The organism is Psychrobacter sp. AH5 (assembly GCF_040371085.1).
Lineage (GTDB): Bacteria > Pseudomonadota > Gammaproteobacteria > Pseudomonadales > Moraxellaceae > Psychrobacter.
On record NZ_JAMBMT010000001.1, the window covers coordinates 124,123 to 138,640 of the forward strand.

Consider the following 14,518-nt stretch of genomic DNA (forward strand, 5'->3'; position numbering starts at 1 on the left):
CTAACGATTACTCATTAGCGTTTTTTTTATATGCAGGACTCATCAATGAGCTGGTAGCGTATTAGCGCCCTGTTTTTAGCATATCCCAATACTGCTGATAAACCTTCAATGCTTCATCGCCGACATCTTCTTGAAACTCTGCTTTAGCTAGCGTCTCTTTATCAGGATAAATTGTTGGATTGTTACGCACGCTTTCTTCCATCAGCTCGCGCGCCGCCAAATTCGGTGACGCATAGCCAATCTCTTCGCTAACGATTTTGGCATTCTCAGGCTGCAAGAGATAATTAATAAACTGGTGCGCGGCATCGACGTTCTTAGCATTTTTTGGAATCACAAAGTTATCCATCCATAGGATGGCGCCTTCGGTTGGATACTTATAAACGAGGCTTGTTAAACCTTCATCATTGGCCATCACCGCCTCACCATTCCAAGTCATGCCTAGATTGGTTTCGCCTTCGATATAAGGGATACGGGTGGCATCTGAATTAAATGTTTTGACATTAGGCATAAGAGTGGTGAGCTTCTCATAAGCGGCCTTGATTTCATCAGGGTTTTTACTATTGCCTGAGTAGCCTAGCGTCAATAGGGCCATACCAAAGACTTCGCGCATATCATTCATCAGCATGACCTGATTTTTATACTCAGGACGCCATAGATCGTTCCAGCTATTGACCTTGGAGGCATCAACCGCGTCACCGTTGATAGCTAGACCGGTGCTGCCCCACATATAGGGAATCGAGTATTTATTCTCAGGATCGACTTTAGTATTGGTAAAGGAGGTATCTAAATTACTAAAATTACTCAATTTTGACTTATCAAGCTCTTGCAGCAAGCCCTCTTTGGCCATTTTTTCAACGTAATAAGTAGAAGGAATAGCTAAATCGTACTGGCTTGAGTCATCGAGCAATTTAAGCTTGGCGTACATCGCCTCATTTGAGTCAAAAGTGGTGTAATTGACCGAAATACCGGTCTCAGCCTTAAAGCCATCTAGAATCTCTTGCGGCATATACTCTGACCAGTTATACAAATTAAGGGTCACATCGCTGTCCGCTGCGCCATCAACCGCAGCAGTATCAGAGTTGCTACAGCTAGCGAGCGCTAAACCTATCGCCGCGCTGAGTAATACTTTTGGTATTATTCTACCAAAAGTGCCTTTCACAGAGTGCTCTACAGGTTTCGCTGATAGTTCAAATGATAGTCCAGATGATAATCGGGTCAAAATATCTCTCCTAAAATAAATATAAATGAGTCGCTTTCAGCCTATTTATCTGTTTATGGTTATGATTTGCTGTCATTTAAAGGGTAGCGCTAAAATCAGCTGTTTTCAATAGCGGCTTTTTGGTAACAAGCGGCATCCTCAATTAGCGCTATAAGGTATGTTATGATTGCTAAAATTTATGTAAACGGTGATAGAGCCAATATGAATAATCAACAACGCATAGGAATTATAACTGCCCTGATTGGCTTAGTGGCTTTGATAGCGCTGTTAAACGCCAGCACCTCTGCCCCTATTATCAACTGGCCAATGGAGGCTTATCTCGGTACAGTATTTACTATCGGTTGGCTCACCAGAGCGCCGGATTGGTTATCTTATCTGCTAGCGATTGTGGTGTTCGTGGTGGTTATCGGTGTCTGTTATAAGCTGGGTACTGGACTTTACAAGATAATGGCAAGGCGAGGCTGATTGAGTTATTTGTGACGTTTGGCGTGTAGCGTGAGTGCTTAGTTTAGCGAATATAAAAAGAAAAAGATTAAAAATGGCCTCAGCATTAGATGCTTTAATAGATAGAAATATGCAAGTTATGAGCCATCTACCTTTAATGATTTCGCTCGGCGCTCGTCCCTCACGCATAGCTCTCCCCTTGCGAATAGGCAAAGCAGTGCTCTGCTATTTCCGGCCTCACTCGCGCATAGCTCTCCCCTTGCGGACGGGCAAAGCAGTACTTTGTTATTTCCGTCCTCACCCACGCAAAAGCAGAAATTCTATATCGATTTGAATAGAAGTTAGGGGCGGGTAGGGTGCGCCCCGCGCACCTGAAAAACGTTAAAAAATTGGGTGGTGTTTTAAAAAGTATGCTGGCGATAAAAGTCAATAAGAAATCTATGCTAAGTTCTCTGATTCTATAGGGCTTTCAAGGCTTCAAAAATTGTTCAAATTTTAATCAGCATACTTTTTGACACACCACCAAAAATTGTACTACAATTTTAGTTTTGCAAGGGAAATCCTTTAAATAGGATTTTCTATTATTGTAATGCTATAAAATAAATGCACCTCTTTACCCAAGTAATCCAACCGCTATTTATTCTTTAATGTTTATCTATTCCGAAATCCGAATATTAAGTGGTGCGCGGGGCGCACCCTACAAAAACTTTTCAGAGTTACAATGCTGGGTTAAAAACGCAGCCTACAAAAACAAATAACATCAGCGCTTTCTAAGATGCCATATCCAAACGCGCAAGCACCGACTGAATACCGCGCTCTTCAATAGTGCCGGTGACAAAGTCGGCGCGTTCAATTAACGCAGGCTGCGCATCACCCATCGCTACTGCAAAGCCCACCAAATCAAACATCTCCAAATCATTCATTCCATCGCCAAAAGCCATACAGTCGCTGGCATCTACCCCATAATATTCACAAACATCCAATATGCCGCGCGCTTTAGAAGCCTCCAGAGGCAAAATATCGCCGCCGATATGGTGCCAATGTACTAGCTTTAAGCCCTCTTGAGCAAAGTTGACTTCTTGCATCTTATCCGTCTGATTATCAAAAAACACCGAGCACTGATAGACCTCATGATCTTTATAATAATCAGGATCCACGATGGAGTTCGGCGTACGCGCATTAAATTCACGCAAGCGCTCGTTCTCATCCGACCAAGCGATATGAGTGGCAGAATCGAACTTATGAATAAGCCGGCTGGCTTGGCATAGATCGACGATTTTTGCCGTTTGCTTGTCCGATAGCGGATAGTGACTGATTCTATGATGAGTATCGAAGCTATACTGCCCATTCATACAGATAATGGCGTCTAGCACATCGGCTTGTAACAGCGCCAAAATATCAGGCGGTAATATAGCTTTTGAGCGTCCAGTAGAAATCACTAGCTTAATATCGCTATCCGCTAAAGCTTCTAAAGTCGCTTGGTTGGTTTTATCGATAATACCCGCGCGGCTTAAAGTATCATCAATATCAAAAAAGATAATTTTCGGAGTTGGTATAGCGGTATTAGTCATCGCGCCGCCAGCTTTGTATTCGGTAAACATAGTTATCCTTTGTCTTTTACGTTTTGTCTCTTACATTTTTTTATACTTGGTTGTCGTATATTAGTTTCGGTTATTTCGTCATGTATTCAATGTGTCATGCTAAACGTCTTTATCTAGCTTTGCCAAAAACGCATTGGCATGATCTAAATGCTGTTTTTGCTTATCCTTGTCCATCTTATCCCACATCGATAGCAGCATGCCAATACGCGGATTTTTCTCAAAAAAATCACGATGCACCTGCATAAAGCGCCAAAATAGCCCATCCCATATGGCTGCCCACTCGAGCAGCTCGCCTTTAGATTTGACGGGATAATCACTCATTTTATTGATATAATTACTACCGCTAATATAAGGCTTGGTTGCCATTAGACCGCCATCGGCGAACTGACTCATACCATAGATATTGGGCACCATCACCCAATCGTAAGCATCGATAAACAGCTCCATAAACCACTGATAGACCTCATCAGGGTCAAACTCACACAGTAGCATAAAGTTGCCAAAGATCATCAGCCGCTCGATATGGTGCGCATAACCCGTTTTAAGCAGCTTTTTAATAGTGCTATCAATCGGCACAATACCGGTATCGCCCGTATAAAAGCTCGGCGGTATCTTGCGCTTGAAGCCCCAAAAGTTAGTACTGCGCTGCTTACGACCGATAGACTCGTAGAGTCCATACATAAACTCACGCCAGCCGATGATCTGGCGGATAAAGCCCTCTAGTGAATTGATTGGAATATTATATTCCTCGCTGATCTCTAAAGTGCGCGTGATGACTTGCTCAGGCGTTAGCAGTCCGGTATTGAGCATTGGTGTTAAAAGACTATGATGCAAAAGGTGCGCGTCCGCGACGATAGCATCTTCATATTGACCAAAGTCTTTAAAGCGCTTTGCTAAAAAATCCTCTAGCCACTCTTCCGCCTCGTCATGGGTAGTCGGATAGCGAAAGTCTGGATTGGCCTTGCCGTAATGCGCGCCAAAATTGTCCTCAACGTAAGTCAGCGCCTCCTTATAATGCTCGCTTAGTTTAGGAAACTTGACCGCAGGCGGCTCCTCTTTACGCGGATACTTTTTGCGGTTGTCTTCATCAAAAGACCACTGGCCACCGATAGGCTCGCCGTCCTCATCAATAAGGATCTTTTCACGCCTGCGGGCTTCAATATAGAAGTCATGGTGAAACAAGCGATTGTCACGAAAAAAGTCACAATAGACAGCTAGCGGATGGAGGAACATCGGTGTCGGACTAACATCAAAGTCGATATCGGCTGCCAGTATAGCCTCTTGTATTCGTCCTCGTAGCCAATCATCCACCACATCGATGCAGTATATTTTGTCAATACTCTCTTTATTATCAGGCTCATCATTGCTGCTGATAAAGCTAGCAATGAGCTTGCGACAATCGCTGTGCTTATGCGACGACTCGATGTAATGCACGGTTTTACCCGCGTCAATTAAGGTCTGCTCATAGGCTTTCATACTGGCGCGGTGCAGCACCAGCTTTTGTTTATGAAACGGATACTGGGTAAAGTATAAGTCTTCTTCAATCAAGTAGCAGTCCTCTTGCCAAAGTGATATATCGGCAAACAGCTGATGCGGGAAGATTAAGCTGACTTTTTTGCTCATTGTTAGACTCTTGCTGTTTTAAAAAAGGGTTGTAAACCAAATGTCACCCTACACTGACTACGCCTAAGCTTGCATAATAGGTGTTAACACCGCTTGAATACCTTGCTCTTCAATGGTGCCCGTAATGAGGTTGGCGCGCTGTTTTAGCTCATCTTTAGCGTCGCCCATCGCTACGGCAAAGCCCACCAAATCAAACATCTCTAAATCATTGAGCCCATCGCCAAACGCCATACAGTCCGCAGCATTTATATTAAAATGCTGACAAACATCCAAAATCCCGCGCGCTTTTGAGGCGTCACTAGTCAGAATATCACCGACACTCTCATGCCAATGCACTAGCTTTAGATTATGCTGGGCAAAGTTAACGTCTTGCATTTTATCCTGCTGATTATCAAAAAATACTGAGCACTGATAAACGGTGTTAAATTTGCAATATTCAGGGTCAATAATGCTACAGCTTTTGATTTTATCGTGATACCTGTGCTGCCATTCGTGCTCATCTGACCAAACAATTTGCGACTCGGCATCGAACTTATAGACCAGTTTGCTCTTTTGGCAAAGCTCAGCAATGGTAGTCGCTTGCTCAATAGATAGCGGATAATCACTGATAATGCGCTGATTATTAAAGCTATATTGACCATTCATGCAGATAACGGCGTCCAGTACGCCCGCCTCTAGTAACGCTAGAATATCGAGCGGCAATATCGCTTTTGAGCGCCCGGTTGAGATGACCAGCTTAATATCCAGATTTGATTTGGCGATAGCTTCGAGGGTGGCTTTATTATGCGGGTCAATCTCGCCATTTCGGCTTAAAGTATCGTCAATATCAAAAAAAATCATCTTTGGCGTAGGGATAGGGATGGAGGTGGGGTTTATTTTCCCTATGCTTTTGCTCTGATTGGCAGTTGGCATAAAAGTCCTTTTTATTAAAGTTGCTATCCTCTTACTAGATAAGGCTGTCAGCAAACTAGCGGTACAAGAAGATTAGGCTAACTTTTTTGGAGATACATAAGCTTATCATCAGCTAAGATCAATCATTATAAATGAGCCAATGCGGCGTTGTAAGGTACGGTTATGTTACTTGTTAACCTTCAAAATAGCGCTTAGTATTTTATTGTTGCGGATACTAGAAAGGTGTTTTGCTCTAGCTACTGTATAAATTGAGGACGAAAACCATCATATATATAAGTATTAAACCGAGAACGGATAATAAAACTAGGATAACTCAATGAGCACGATTACTCAAAACCATGCTGACAAACCGGGCCGCGATGATGATCTCTTTAGCCTATCTCCAAGGCATCATGACAGCCGTCTAGAGGCGGATTGGTTGTTTTTGTATAACAAGTTGCCGCCCGATCAGTGGTTTAGCGCCGACTACGCGTATAAAACCTCAGGGTGGCTCAAGGTACATACCAATATTCGTAAGCGCCAACGTATCCTGACGCAAATTAGCGAGGCGTACCAAAACGGTGAGTTTGACTGGGCGGAATATCGCTCACAAATCCTCAAACGTATCAATATGCATATTCTCAAGTTGCATCAGCATCATGGGGTCGAGGACGAAGGGTTTTTCCCAGAATTTATCGCTATGTACCCTCAGCTCGCCCCTGCTTTTGAAGTGTTAGGGCAGGATCATGACTATCTCAACGAGCTACTGGATAAATTGCAAATTCAAAATGATAAGCTGGCGAGAAGTGAGGAAGAGGATAAGGCGCTGGCTCGCGAGCTGCACGACACCCTAGTCAAAGTAACGGATTTATTGCAACAGCATCTGACCGATGAAGAGGATTTAGTCATTCCGATTTTGGGGCTGCGGCAGAGTTAGAGGTTTGGGCATGGAAAACGTCTTTATCAGCTTGTCCCGCCTTCCGCTTATATCTGCTCATCTGTGCGAGGCAAGGGCTACGGTTTGGGCTGTCTTTTGCTCTGCGAGCCACCCCAAAACCTAGACTTCACAACTCGCCCAAATAAGGAGGATACCGCTGTAGAATTTGCGAAAATGCAAATTCTCTTGCACTCGGACAAAGCAGTGTTTTGTTATCTCCTCGCTCAGGAGCTAGCGGTGAGTTTATATTCTTTTAATTATTTGTTGTGGTGAGGGTTTTATTTGTTATTAAAAAACAAAGTTATGTGTAGGGTGGGTTAGCGATAGCGTAACCCACCGCATTCTAGCAAGATTAAATGGTGGGTTACATTTTATAAGTACTCTCTACAAGAGTTTTATAAAACTAACCCACCCTACGCGCTACCTGATCATGTGCATATCCTCATCACTTTAGCAAATAATAGCGACGATTACGCTATTATCATCTCTAGTATAAAAACGCATTTTTCAAGACAGATTAAAAAGTCAGCTGATGAAATTATAAATCATTCTAGAAGCAAAAAAAGAGAACGCGGTATTTGGCAACGGCGATTTTGGGAACATAGAATTAGAGATGAGTTAGATTATAGGCGACACATGGATTATATCCATTACAACGCGGTCAAACACGGTTATGTCGCGCGTCCTATTGATTGGCCGTATTCAACTTTTGAAAAATGCGTTGCAGAAGGTATTTATGCGTCAGATTGGGGCGGGGTAGGTATCGATGGGATTAAGGTTGATTATGATTGATGTTCAATTTGAGGGTTAGCTTTTTAGCATAGTTTTGCTGGGCTAAAAGCCCAGCCTACGCTAGCTAATCTCGATGCTCCCAAACAACAGTAATCTTAGTACCCAATGTATCTTCTAATTCTTTTAATATTTCTGAACGAATGGAGATAGTTTCATTAATGTCGCTTTCAAACTCTTCATCTTCATTGTCATCTAATTGCCAAAATTTATTAGTTGCTATAAAGTCTCCAGCGCTCATCATGAACGGGCTAGTAATAATAATATCTGAATGTGTCAGTTGCAGGTTTTCAACTGTATCAAAATATGGTTCATGTTCACATTCGATAATATTTTCGTCAAAAAGTGAAAATGCTTCTTCTTTTTGTTCATCAGTTAAAACATGGTCTTGGTCTTCAATATAAATAAAAACGTGTTGTTCACTCATAATATTCTCCCAGTAAGCGTAGGCTGGGCTTTTAGCCCAGCATTCTAAAACCCAAAACCAACTACCCAACCTCAACCCCAGTCACATTCTGAAAGCCTCTCGGCAGCTGACCACCGCGATTACCACGCGTTCCCGTATAATTCGCTAAGTCCATTGGCTTTAAGGTCACATGACGTTTTCCAGCGGTAATCACTAAGCTGTCCTGTAAGCTTAATGGCGTGACAGCCAATACCTCTTCATCGCCTTTTAGCGTAATCATCTTATTACCTTTGCCGCGCGCTTGCTCGGGCAGATCATTGAGCGCAAAGATTAATAAATATCCGGCGTTAGTAACGACAGCAACGTGATCAGGGATAGCGCTTACCGCTTCGCTATCATCGCCATTAGTCACTGCACTGGCATCGATACGTGCGACAGGTAACAGGCGACTATCAGCGGCAAGATTGATTAGGTTCTTACCTGATTTTTGATTGGTATCGAGGTTACCGAGTTTATTGATAAAGCCGTAACCTGCCGAGCTGGCGAGGATGATACGCTGCTCATCGCTACCAGTGAGGAGCTGCTCAAAGCTTGCGCCGGCTGGTGGTTTCAGCACACTAGTCAGCGGATCGCCTTGACCACGCGCGGAAGCCAAGTTATGCGCGTCAACACTATAACTACGTCCGGTGCTATCGAGTACATAGATTTTTTCATTGGATTTGCCGCGCACGTGCGCTTGGTAGCTGTCGCCAGAACGATAGCTCATGCCAGCGGCATCGACCTCATGACCTTTGGCGGCGCGTATCCAGCCTGCTTTGGACAAGATAGCGGTGATCGGCTCGCTGGGGATGAGATCGGACTCTTTTAGCGCTTGCGCTTCATCGCGCTCCATGAGGGGCGACATGCGCTCGTTGCCGTGTTCCTTCATATCCGCGCTGAGCTCATCGATGATTAGCTTGGTTAAGCTCTCAGGGTTATCGAGATACTCTTGTAAGGTAGCGCGCTCTTTTGCTAGCTCATCTTGCTCGCTACGTAGCTCAATCTCTTCAAGTTTTGCCAATTGACGCAAGCGGATATCCAAGATGGCATTGGCCTGAATCTCAGTGAGATCATAATCTTGCATCAAAGTCGCTTTCGGATCGTCCTCTTCACGAATGATGCGAATCACTTCATCAATGTGCAAATAAGCGATTAATAAACCGGCCAAAATATGCAAGCGCTTGTCGATTTTATCAAGGCGGAATTGTACCCGACGCGTGACCACCGAACGGCGGCAGACCAGCCATTCATCCAAGATTTCTTTGAGGTTTTTGACTTGCGGCTTACCGTTTAGGCCGATCATATTCATATTGACGCGGTAATTACTCTCAAGATCGGTGCTAGCGAACAGATGACTCATCACCCGTTTGACATCGACACGGGTTGATTTGAGCTCCAGCACTATTCGACAAGGATTTTCGTGATCGGACTCATCATGGATATCGACCACCCAAGGTAGTTTTTTATCGGTCATTAGCCGCGCGATTTGTTCTTGAATCTTGTTACCGGAGACTTGATAGGGCAGGGCATCGATGATGACCAGATTTTTCTCTTTGGCATCGACATGGTAAGTGGCGCGCATCTTATAACTACCGCGTCCGCTCTCATACATCGCTTGCAAGTCTTTTTTGCTGGTGATGATCTCAGCAGCCGTTGGCAGATCAGGCGCAGGAATAGACTGAGTGAGTTGCTTGACCGACAGCTCAGGGTTTTTGAGCAGACGAATGGCGGCGCGTACCACCTCATTAAGATTATGCGGCGGTACATCGGTCGCCATACCGACGGCGATACCAGTAGTGCCATTTAATAAAATATTGGGCAGGCGCGCAGGCAGGGTTACAGGCTCTTGCATCGTGCCATCGAAGTTATCTTGCCAATCGACGGTTCCTTGACCAAGCTCGCTAAGCAACGTATTGGCATAAGCGGACATCTTGGCTTCGGTATAACGCATAGCGGCAAAGGATTTGGGATCGTCAGGGCTACCCCAGTTACCTTGACCGGTAATCAGCGGATAGCGATAACTGAACGGCTGCGCCATCAGCACCATCGCCTCATAACAAGCGCTATCACCGTGCGGATGATATTTACCCAGCACGTCACCGACGGTGCGCGCCGACTTTTTGGGTTTAGCGCTAGATTTGAGGCCAAGCTCGCTCATGGCATAGATGATACGGCGCTGTACGGGCTTTAGACCGTCGGCAATATTAGGTAGCGCGCGATCCATGATGACGTACATGGCGTAGTTGAGATAGGCTTGCTCAGTGAATTCAGCCACAGAGCGACTGTCCATCGCATCGTCGGCTAAGAGGGCAGCATTATTATCAATAATATCAGGCATAAAATAGGTTTCGCTTATTAGTTTTACATTCTAAGTTGTTAAAGTTGTATTCTAGCTAAGGGGTAACTACAGTTTCGACATAGTGCCTTAAGGCTATAGCGCGCACTAGCTATAAAGAGGGCTAGTTATAAAAAAGGGCTATAAAAAGTATAGAGATGGGTTAAGGCTATCGTAAAGCAATTTCTGCTAATTAAAAAGGGGGATGGTAGGATACACGACAGAACATGACGCGACTTTTTTAAATAAAAAATAACCGTCAAGTCAGTTTGCAAACTCCAGTAACATTCTTTTGTATTGAGTAGTTTGTATAAAGTGTGTATGTTAAGAGTTAAGAGGGTATTTAACCAACTATTTGTCACCTATTTATTATTTGGAGCAGGAAGATTATGGAAAATCAAGCAAACTTAGTACGCAATAACAGCCCAGTTTGGTTAAAGACTTATGAAGAGATGGGGCTAACTTACGATATACAAATGCCAGCGGACGATACCTCATTGATTGAAATCTTTGAGCAAAGCTTTGCTAAGTATAGTAATAAGACCGCTTTTGTTTGTATGGGTTCAAGCTTGAGCTTCCAAGAGGTTGATCTATATAGCTTACAAGTTGCCGCTTACTTACAGTCCTTAGGATTATCCAAAGGTGATAAAGTTGCGGTTATGATGCCTAATATCTTGCAGCTGCCAGTTACTGTCATCGGTGTGCTACGCGCAGGTCTTACGTTAGTCAACGTCAACCCGCTTTATACTAGCAAAGAGCTTGAGCATCAGCTCACGGATTCGGACGCTAAAGCGCTTATTTTGGTTGAAAACTTCGCCAAAACTTATCAAGATATCGGTCGTAGTCTCGTTGATAACGTAGTTATCACTAGCATGGGCGATATGATGGGTACGCTCAAAGGCTTTATGGTTAATACTGTCGTGCGTCATGTCAAAAAAATGGTGCCGGATTATAATATTAAAGGTAGCGTCAAATTTAAAGATGCGCTCAAAAAAGTCTCTGCCAAAAAGTACAAGCGTCCTGATAATATTGGCCTCGATGATATTGCCGTATTGCAATATACCGGTGGTACCACAGGCGTCGCTAAAGGCGCGATGCTGACGCATAGAAACTTAGTGGCAAACCTTATTCAATGTAACACCTTCTTAGGTAGCGCCTTTGATGAGTATGAAGGTACCGGCGAGCAGCCAGTGATTATGACGGCCTTACCGCTGTATCATATTTTCTCCTTTACTCTGTGTGGTATGTTTGGCTTATACCGCGGCTGTATTGGCTTGTTGGTGCCAAACCCGCGTGATTTAGAGAGCTTAATCAAAGCTTATAAAGGTCATCCACCAGCGCTATTCCCAGCGGTCAACACCTTATTTAATGTGCTAGCCAATAACGATGAATTTAAGGCGTTAGATCATAGCAAATTGCGCGTATCGATGGGCGGCGGTATGGCAGTACTCAGTGATACGGCCAAAAAATGGTTACAAGTGACAGGCAATACTATCGTTCAAGGTTATGGTCTGTCTGAAACCTCGCCAGTTGCTACGGCTAACCCTATCAATAGTGCGACATTCAGTGGCAATATCGGCTTACCGATGCCAGCAACTGAGGTAGCTATTATTGATGAAGAAGGTAATGAAGTTGCCTTAGGCGAGCGCGGTGAGATTGCTATTCGCGGCCCACAGGTTATGAAAGGCTATTGGAAGCGCGAGGATGCCACTAGCGAATCGATGACTGCGGATGGTTATTTCTTGACCGGTGACATCGGTATCATGAGTGGAGAGGGCACTATCTCTATCGTTGATCGCAAAAAGAATATGATTTTGGTATCAGGCTTTAACGTCTATCCTAATGAGGTTGAAGAGGTGATGGCCGGTCACCCCAAAATCCTAGAATGCGGCGTCATCGGGGTCGAAGATGAAAAAAGCGGTGAGGTGCCAAAGATCTTTGTGGTACGCCAAGATAAGAGCTTAACCAAAGAAGAGGTTTTGGCTTATAGTCAAGAAAATCTAACTGGTTATAAGCGTCCTCGTTATGTTGAGTTTATTGACGAGTTGCCAAAATCAAACGTTGGTAAGATCCTACATAAAGACTTACGTGAGCGCGAGTCTAAGCATAGCGCTTAATTTAGTCTTGAGCTGCGCTATTAAATAGCTAAGCTGATAGTACAAGCCCTAAAGATAAGGTAGCTTACAGGCCGCCTTATCTTTTTTTTATTTATCTTTAGGTTTTATGGTAGCAATAGAGAAGTTTTAGCAAAAATGCTATAGTTCCTAGCCATAACTTCCTGTAATTTTATAAAAGAATATAGGTTCAATAGCACTACTTAGGAAAAACCATGACCGATAATACCAATAAAAGCACTGCAAATAACGATGCTAGTAATGATGCTGGTAAGGATTTTAATACTGACGCTAATAGTGACAATCGCCCAAAAAATAAAGCCGCTGGTGCAAATTTTAAAAGAAATGAGTTTCCAACGATGCCGGAGATACCAAGTGATAGACCTTGGCTAACTGCTTATGAGCGCTACAACATCGATGCTACTATCGATATGCCAGAAGACGATACTTCTTTATTAGAGGTTTTTGAGCGTAACTTCCGCCGTTATGGTCAAAAGACCGCTTATATTTGTATGGGTGCGTCAATTACCTTTAAGGAATTAGATCTTTATAGTCGTCAAATCGCTAGTTATTTGCAGTCGTTAGGCTTAAAAAAAGGCGATAAAGTCGGTGTAATGATGCCGAATATATTGCAGTATCCTATCGTTGCTCTAGGTATTATTCGTGCTGGCATGATTTTGGTCAATGTCAATCCGCTCTACACCAGCCGTGAGCTGTCCCACCAGCTCCATGATAGTGGCACTAAAGCCTTATTCATCGTAGAGAACTTCGCTAAGACTTATGAGGACGCCGAAGATAAAGGTCAAGTGCAGCACGTCATCGTCTGTAAAATCGGTGATATGCTCGGATCAGTAAAAGGCTTAGTGGTCAACTTAGTCGCTCGTCATATCAAAAAAATGATCCCCGCTTATCATTTGCCAAATAGCACCTCTTTTAAGCAAGCTCTAAATTCGGTCTCGGCAAGTAAATATAAGCGTCCTGATCTAAGTCTAAGCGATGTGGCTTTATTGCAGTACACTGGCGGTACTACTGGTGTTGCCAAAGGTGCAATGCTATCGCATGGCAACTTAGTCGCTAACATGCTACAAATAAGCGTATTGATGACCAGTGCTTTTGACGATGACGCTAGCAGTGACGACGTTATTTTGACCGCCTTACCGCTGTATCATGTGTTCTCCTTTATGGTCTGCGGCATGTATGGTATGTATCAAGGCTATACTGGCTTGCTGATTCCAAACCCGCGCGACCTTGATGGCTTGATCAAAGAGATGGATAAATACAAGCCTTCTTTTATTCCAGCGGTCAACACCTTATTTAACGGTTTGGTTCATCACGATGACTTTGCCAAATTGGATTTCTCTAACCTAAAAGCGTCCATTGGCGGCGGTATGTCGGTACTGCCAAGCGTAGCCAAAGAGTGGCATAAAGTTACAGGCCTACCTATCGTTGAGGGTTATGGCTTATCAGAAACCTCGCCAGTAGTGGCTTTTAACCCGATGACCATTGCCAAATTCACTGGCAAAATAGGTATTCCTGCTTCAAGTACTGACATTATCCTTATTGATGATGACGAAAATGAAGTGGCGATGGGCGAGCGCGGCGAGATTTGTGTAAAAGGTCCACAAGTGATGATTGGCTATCAAAACCGCCCGGAAGAAACCGCTGAAACTTTCACCAACAACGATTATCTAAAAACTGGCGATATCGGCATTATGGATGAAAAAGGCTTTATCAAAATCGTTGATCGCAAAAAAGATATGATTTTGGTCTCAGGCTTTAATGTTTATCCTAATGAGATCGAAGAGGCGATGAGCGAGCACCCAGCGGTCAAAGAGGTGGGCGCTATCGGTATTCCAAACGATGATCGCGGCGAAGATCCCAAGATATTTGTGGTCAAAAAAGGTGATGTTACCGAAAAAGAGTTACTAGATTTTGGTAAAAAACAATTAACCGGCTATAAGCGTCCTCGCCATGTGCAGTTTGTAGAGGAATTGCCAAAATCAAACGTTGGCAAAATCTTACGTAAAGAGCTGCGTAAAATGGAAGGCCTACAATAAGTTTAGTGTGCTTTTTTGAGCCGTTTTGTTATCTACGGATCGTGCAAGCAGCAAGGTAGCAAT

Annotated in this window: 11 protein-coding genes; 5 read left to right on the forward strand and 6 right to left on the reverse strand. The window is 43.8% G+C overall.

Going from position 1 to position 14,518, the window contains the following annotated elements; translation table 11 throughout:
- Positions 1-61 precede the first annotated feature (61 nt).
- Positions 62-1,219: an extracellular solute-binding protein gene (locus M0N77_RS00520; protein WP_353102542.1), complete on the reverse strand. Its 1,158-nt coding sequence runs from the start codon at positions 1,217-1,219 to the stop codon at positions 62-64.
- Between the two features lie 162 nt (positions 1,220-1,381).
- On the opposite strand from M0N77_RS00520, the gene M0N77_RS00525 reads away from it, so the two are divergent.
- A complete protein-coding gene (locus M0N77_RS00525; RefSeq protein WP_353102544.1) occupies positions 1,382-1,684 on the forward strand; it encodes a hypothetical protein in 303 nt (100 codons plus the stop codon).
- Between the two features lie 749 nt (positions 1,685-2,433).
- Here M0N77_RS00525 and M0N77_RS00530 read toward each other — a convergent pair.
- The 3 genes from M0N77_RS00530 to M0N77_RS00540 form a co-directional block, all read right to left on the reverse strand.
- Positions 2,434-3,264: a Cof-type HAD-IIB family hydrolase gene (locus M0N77_RS00530; RefSeq protein WP_353102546.1), complete on the reverse strand. Its 831-nt coding sequence runs from the start codon at positions 3,262-3,264 to the stop codon at positions 2,434-2,436.
- 99 nt (positions 3,265-3,363) lie between these two features.
- Positions 3,364-4,887 (reverse strand): cryptochrome/photolyase family protein, encoded by a 1,524-nt coding sequence (locus M0N77_RS00535; protein ID WP_353102548.1) that lies wholly within the window; start codon positions 4,885-4,887, stop codon positions 3,364-3,366.
- Positions 4,888-4,950: 63 nt separating this feature from the next.
- Complete coding sequence (locus tag M0N77_RS00540; protein WP_353102550.1) at positions 4,951-5,799, reverse strand: HAD family hydrolase; 849 nt, start codon at positions 5,797-5,799, stop codon at positions 4,951-4,953.
- A gap of 316 nt (positions 5,800-6,115) precedes the next feature.
- Between M0N77_RS00540 and M0N77_RS00545 the strand changes: the two genes are divergently transcribed.
- Positions 6,116-6,715: a hemerythrin domain-containing protein gene (locus tag M0N77_RS00545; RefSeq protein WP_353102552.1), complete on the forward strand. Its 600-nt coding sequence runs from the start codon at positions 6,116-6,118 to the stop codon at positions 6,713-6,715.
- Between the two features lie 636 nt (positions 6,716-7,351).
- Positions 7,352-7,507 carry a hypothetical protein gene (locus tag M0N77_RS13180; protein WP_371834179.1) on the forward strand — a complete coding sequence of 52 codons (156 nt, stop codon included), beginning with the start codon at positions 7,352-7,354 and terminating at the stop codon, positions 7,505-7,507.
- Between the two features lie 64 nt (positions 7,508-7,571).
- On the opposite strand, the gene M0N77_RS00555 is transcribed toward M0N77_RS13180, so the two are convergent.
- Both M0N77_RS00555 and parC read right to left on the reverse strand, forming a co-directional pair.
- A complete protein-coding gene (locus M0N77_RS00555) occupies positions 7,572-7,931 on the reverse strand; it encodes a hypothetical protein (protein ID WP_353102555.1) in 360 nt (119 codons plus the stop codon).
- A 61-nt stretch (positions 7,932-7,992) separates the two neighbouring features.
- Positions 7,993-10,287, reverse strand: coding sequence for a DNA topoisomerase IV subunit A (parC, locus tag M0N77_RS00560; protein WP_353102557.1), 2,295 nt, complete (start codon positions 10,285-10,287; stop codon positions 7,993-7,995).
- A 386-nt stretch (positions 10,288-10,673) separates the two neighbouring features.
- Between parC and M0N77_RS00565 the strand changes: the two genes are divergently transcribed.
- Positions 10,674-12,401 carry an AMP-binding protein gene (locus tag M0N77_RS00565; protein ID WP_353102559.1) on the forward strand — a complete coding sequence of 576 codons (1,728 nt, stop codon included), beginning with the start codon at positions 10,674-10,676 and terminating at the stop codon, positions 12,399-12,401.
- Positions 12,402-12,613: 212 nt separating this feature from the next.
- Entirely contained in the window at positions 12,614-14,455 is a 1,842-nt protein-coding gene (locus M0N77_RS00570) for an AMP-binding protein (protein WP_353102561.1), read from the forward strand.
- Positions 14,456-14,518: the final 63 nt, after the last annotated feature.

What these genes read in the sequence shown, in the direction of transcription:
- M0N77_RS00570 (WP_353102561.1), top strand. Translation starts at nt 12,614, where the DNA reads ATGACCGATAATACCAATAAAAGCACTGCAAATAACGATGCTAGTAAT.
- M0N77_RS00530 (WP_353102546.1), bottom strand. Translation starts at nt 3,264, where the DNA reads ATGTTTACCGAATACAAAGCTGGCGGCGCGATGACTAATACCGCTATA.
- M0N77_RS00540 (WP_353102550.1), bottom strand. Translation starts at nt 5,799, where the DNA reads ATGCCAACTGCCAATCAGAGCAAAAGCATAGGGAAAATAAACCCCACC.
- M0N77_RS00535 (WP_353102548.1), bottom strand. Translation starts at nt 4,887, where the DNA reads ATGAGCAAAAAAGTCAGCTTAATCTTCCCGCATCAGCTGTTTGCCGAT.
- M0N77_RS00525 (WP_353102544.1), top strand. Translation starts at nt 1,382, where the DNA reads ATGATTGCTAAAATTTATGTAAACGGTGATAGAGCCAATATGAATAAT.
- M0N77_RS00555 (WP_353102555.1), bottom strand. Translation starts at nt 7,931, where the DNA reads ATGAGTGAACAACACGTTTTTATTTATATTGAAGACCAAGACCATGTT.
- M0N77_RS00565 (WP_353102559.1), top strand. Translation starts at nt 10,674, where the DNA reads ATGGAAAATCAAGCAAACTTAGTACGCAATAACAGCCCAGTTTGGTTA.
- M0N77_RS13180 (WP_371834179.1), top strand. Translation starts at nt 7,352, where the DNA reads ATGGATTATATCCATTACAACGCGGTCAAACACGGTTATGTCGCGCGT.
- M0N77_RS00545 (WP_353102552.1), top strand. Translation starts at nt 6,116, where the DNA reads ATGAGCACGATTACTCAAAACCATGCTGACAAACCGGGCCGCGATGAT.
- parC (WP_353102557.1), bottom strand. Translation starts at nt 10,287, where the DNA reads ATGCCTGATATTATTGATAATAATGCTGCCCTCTTAGCCGACGATGCG.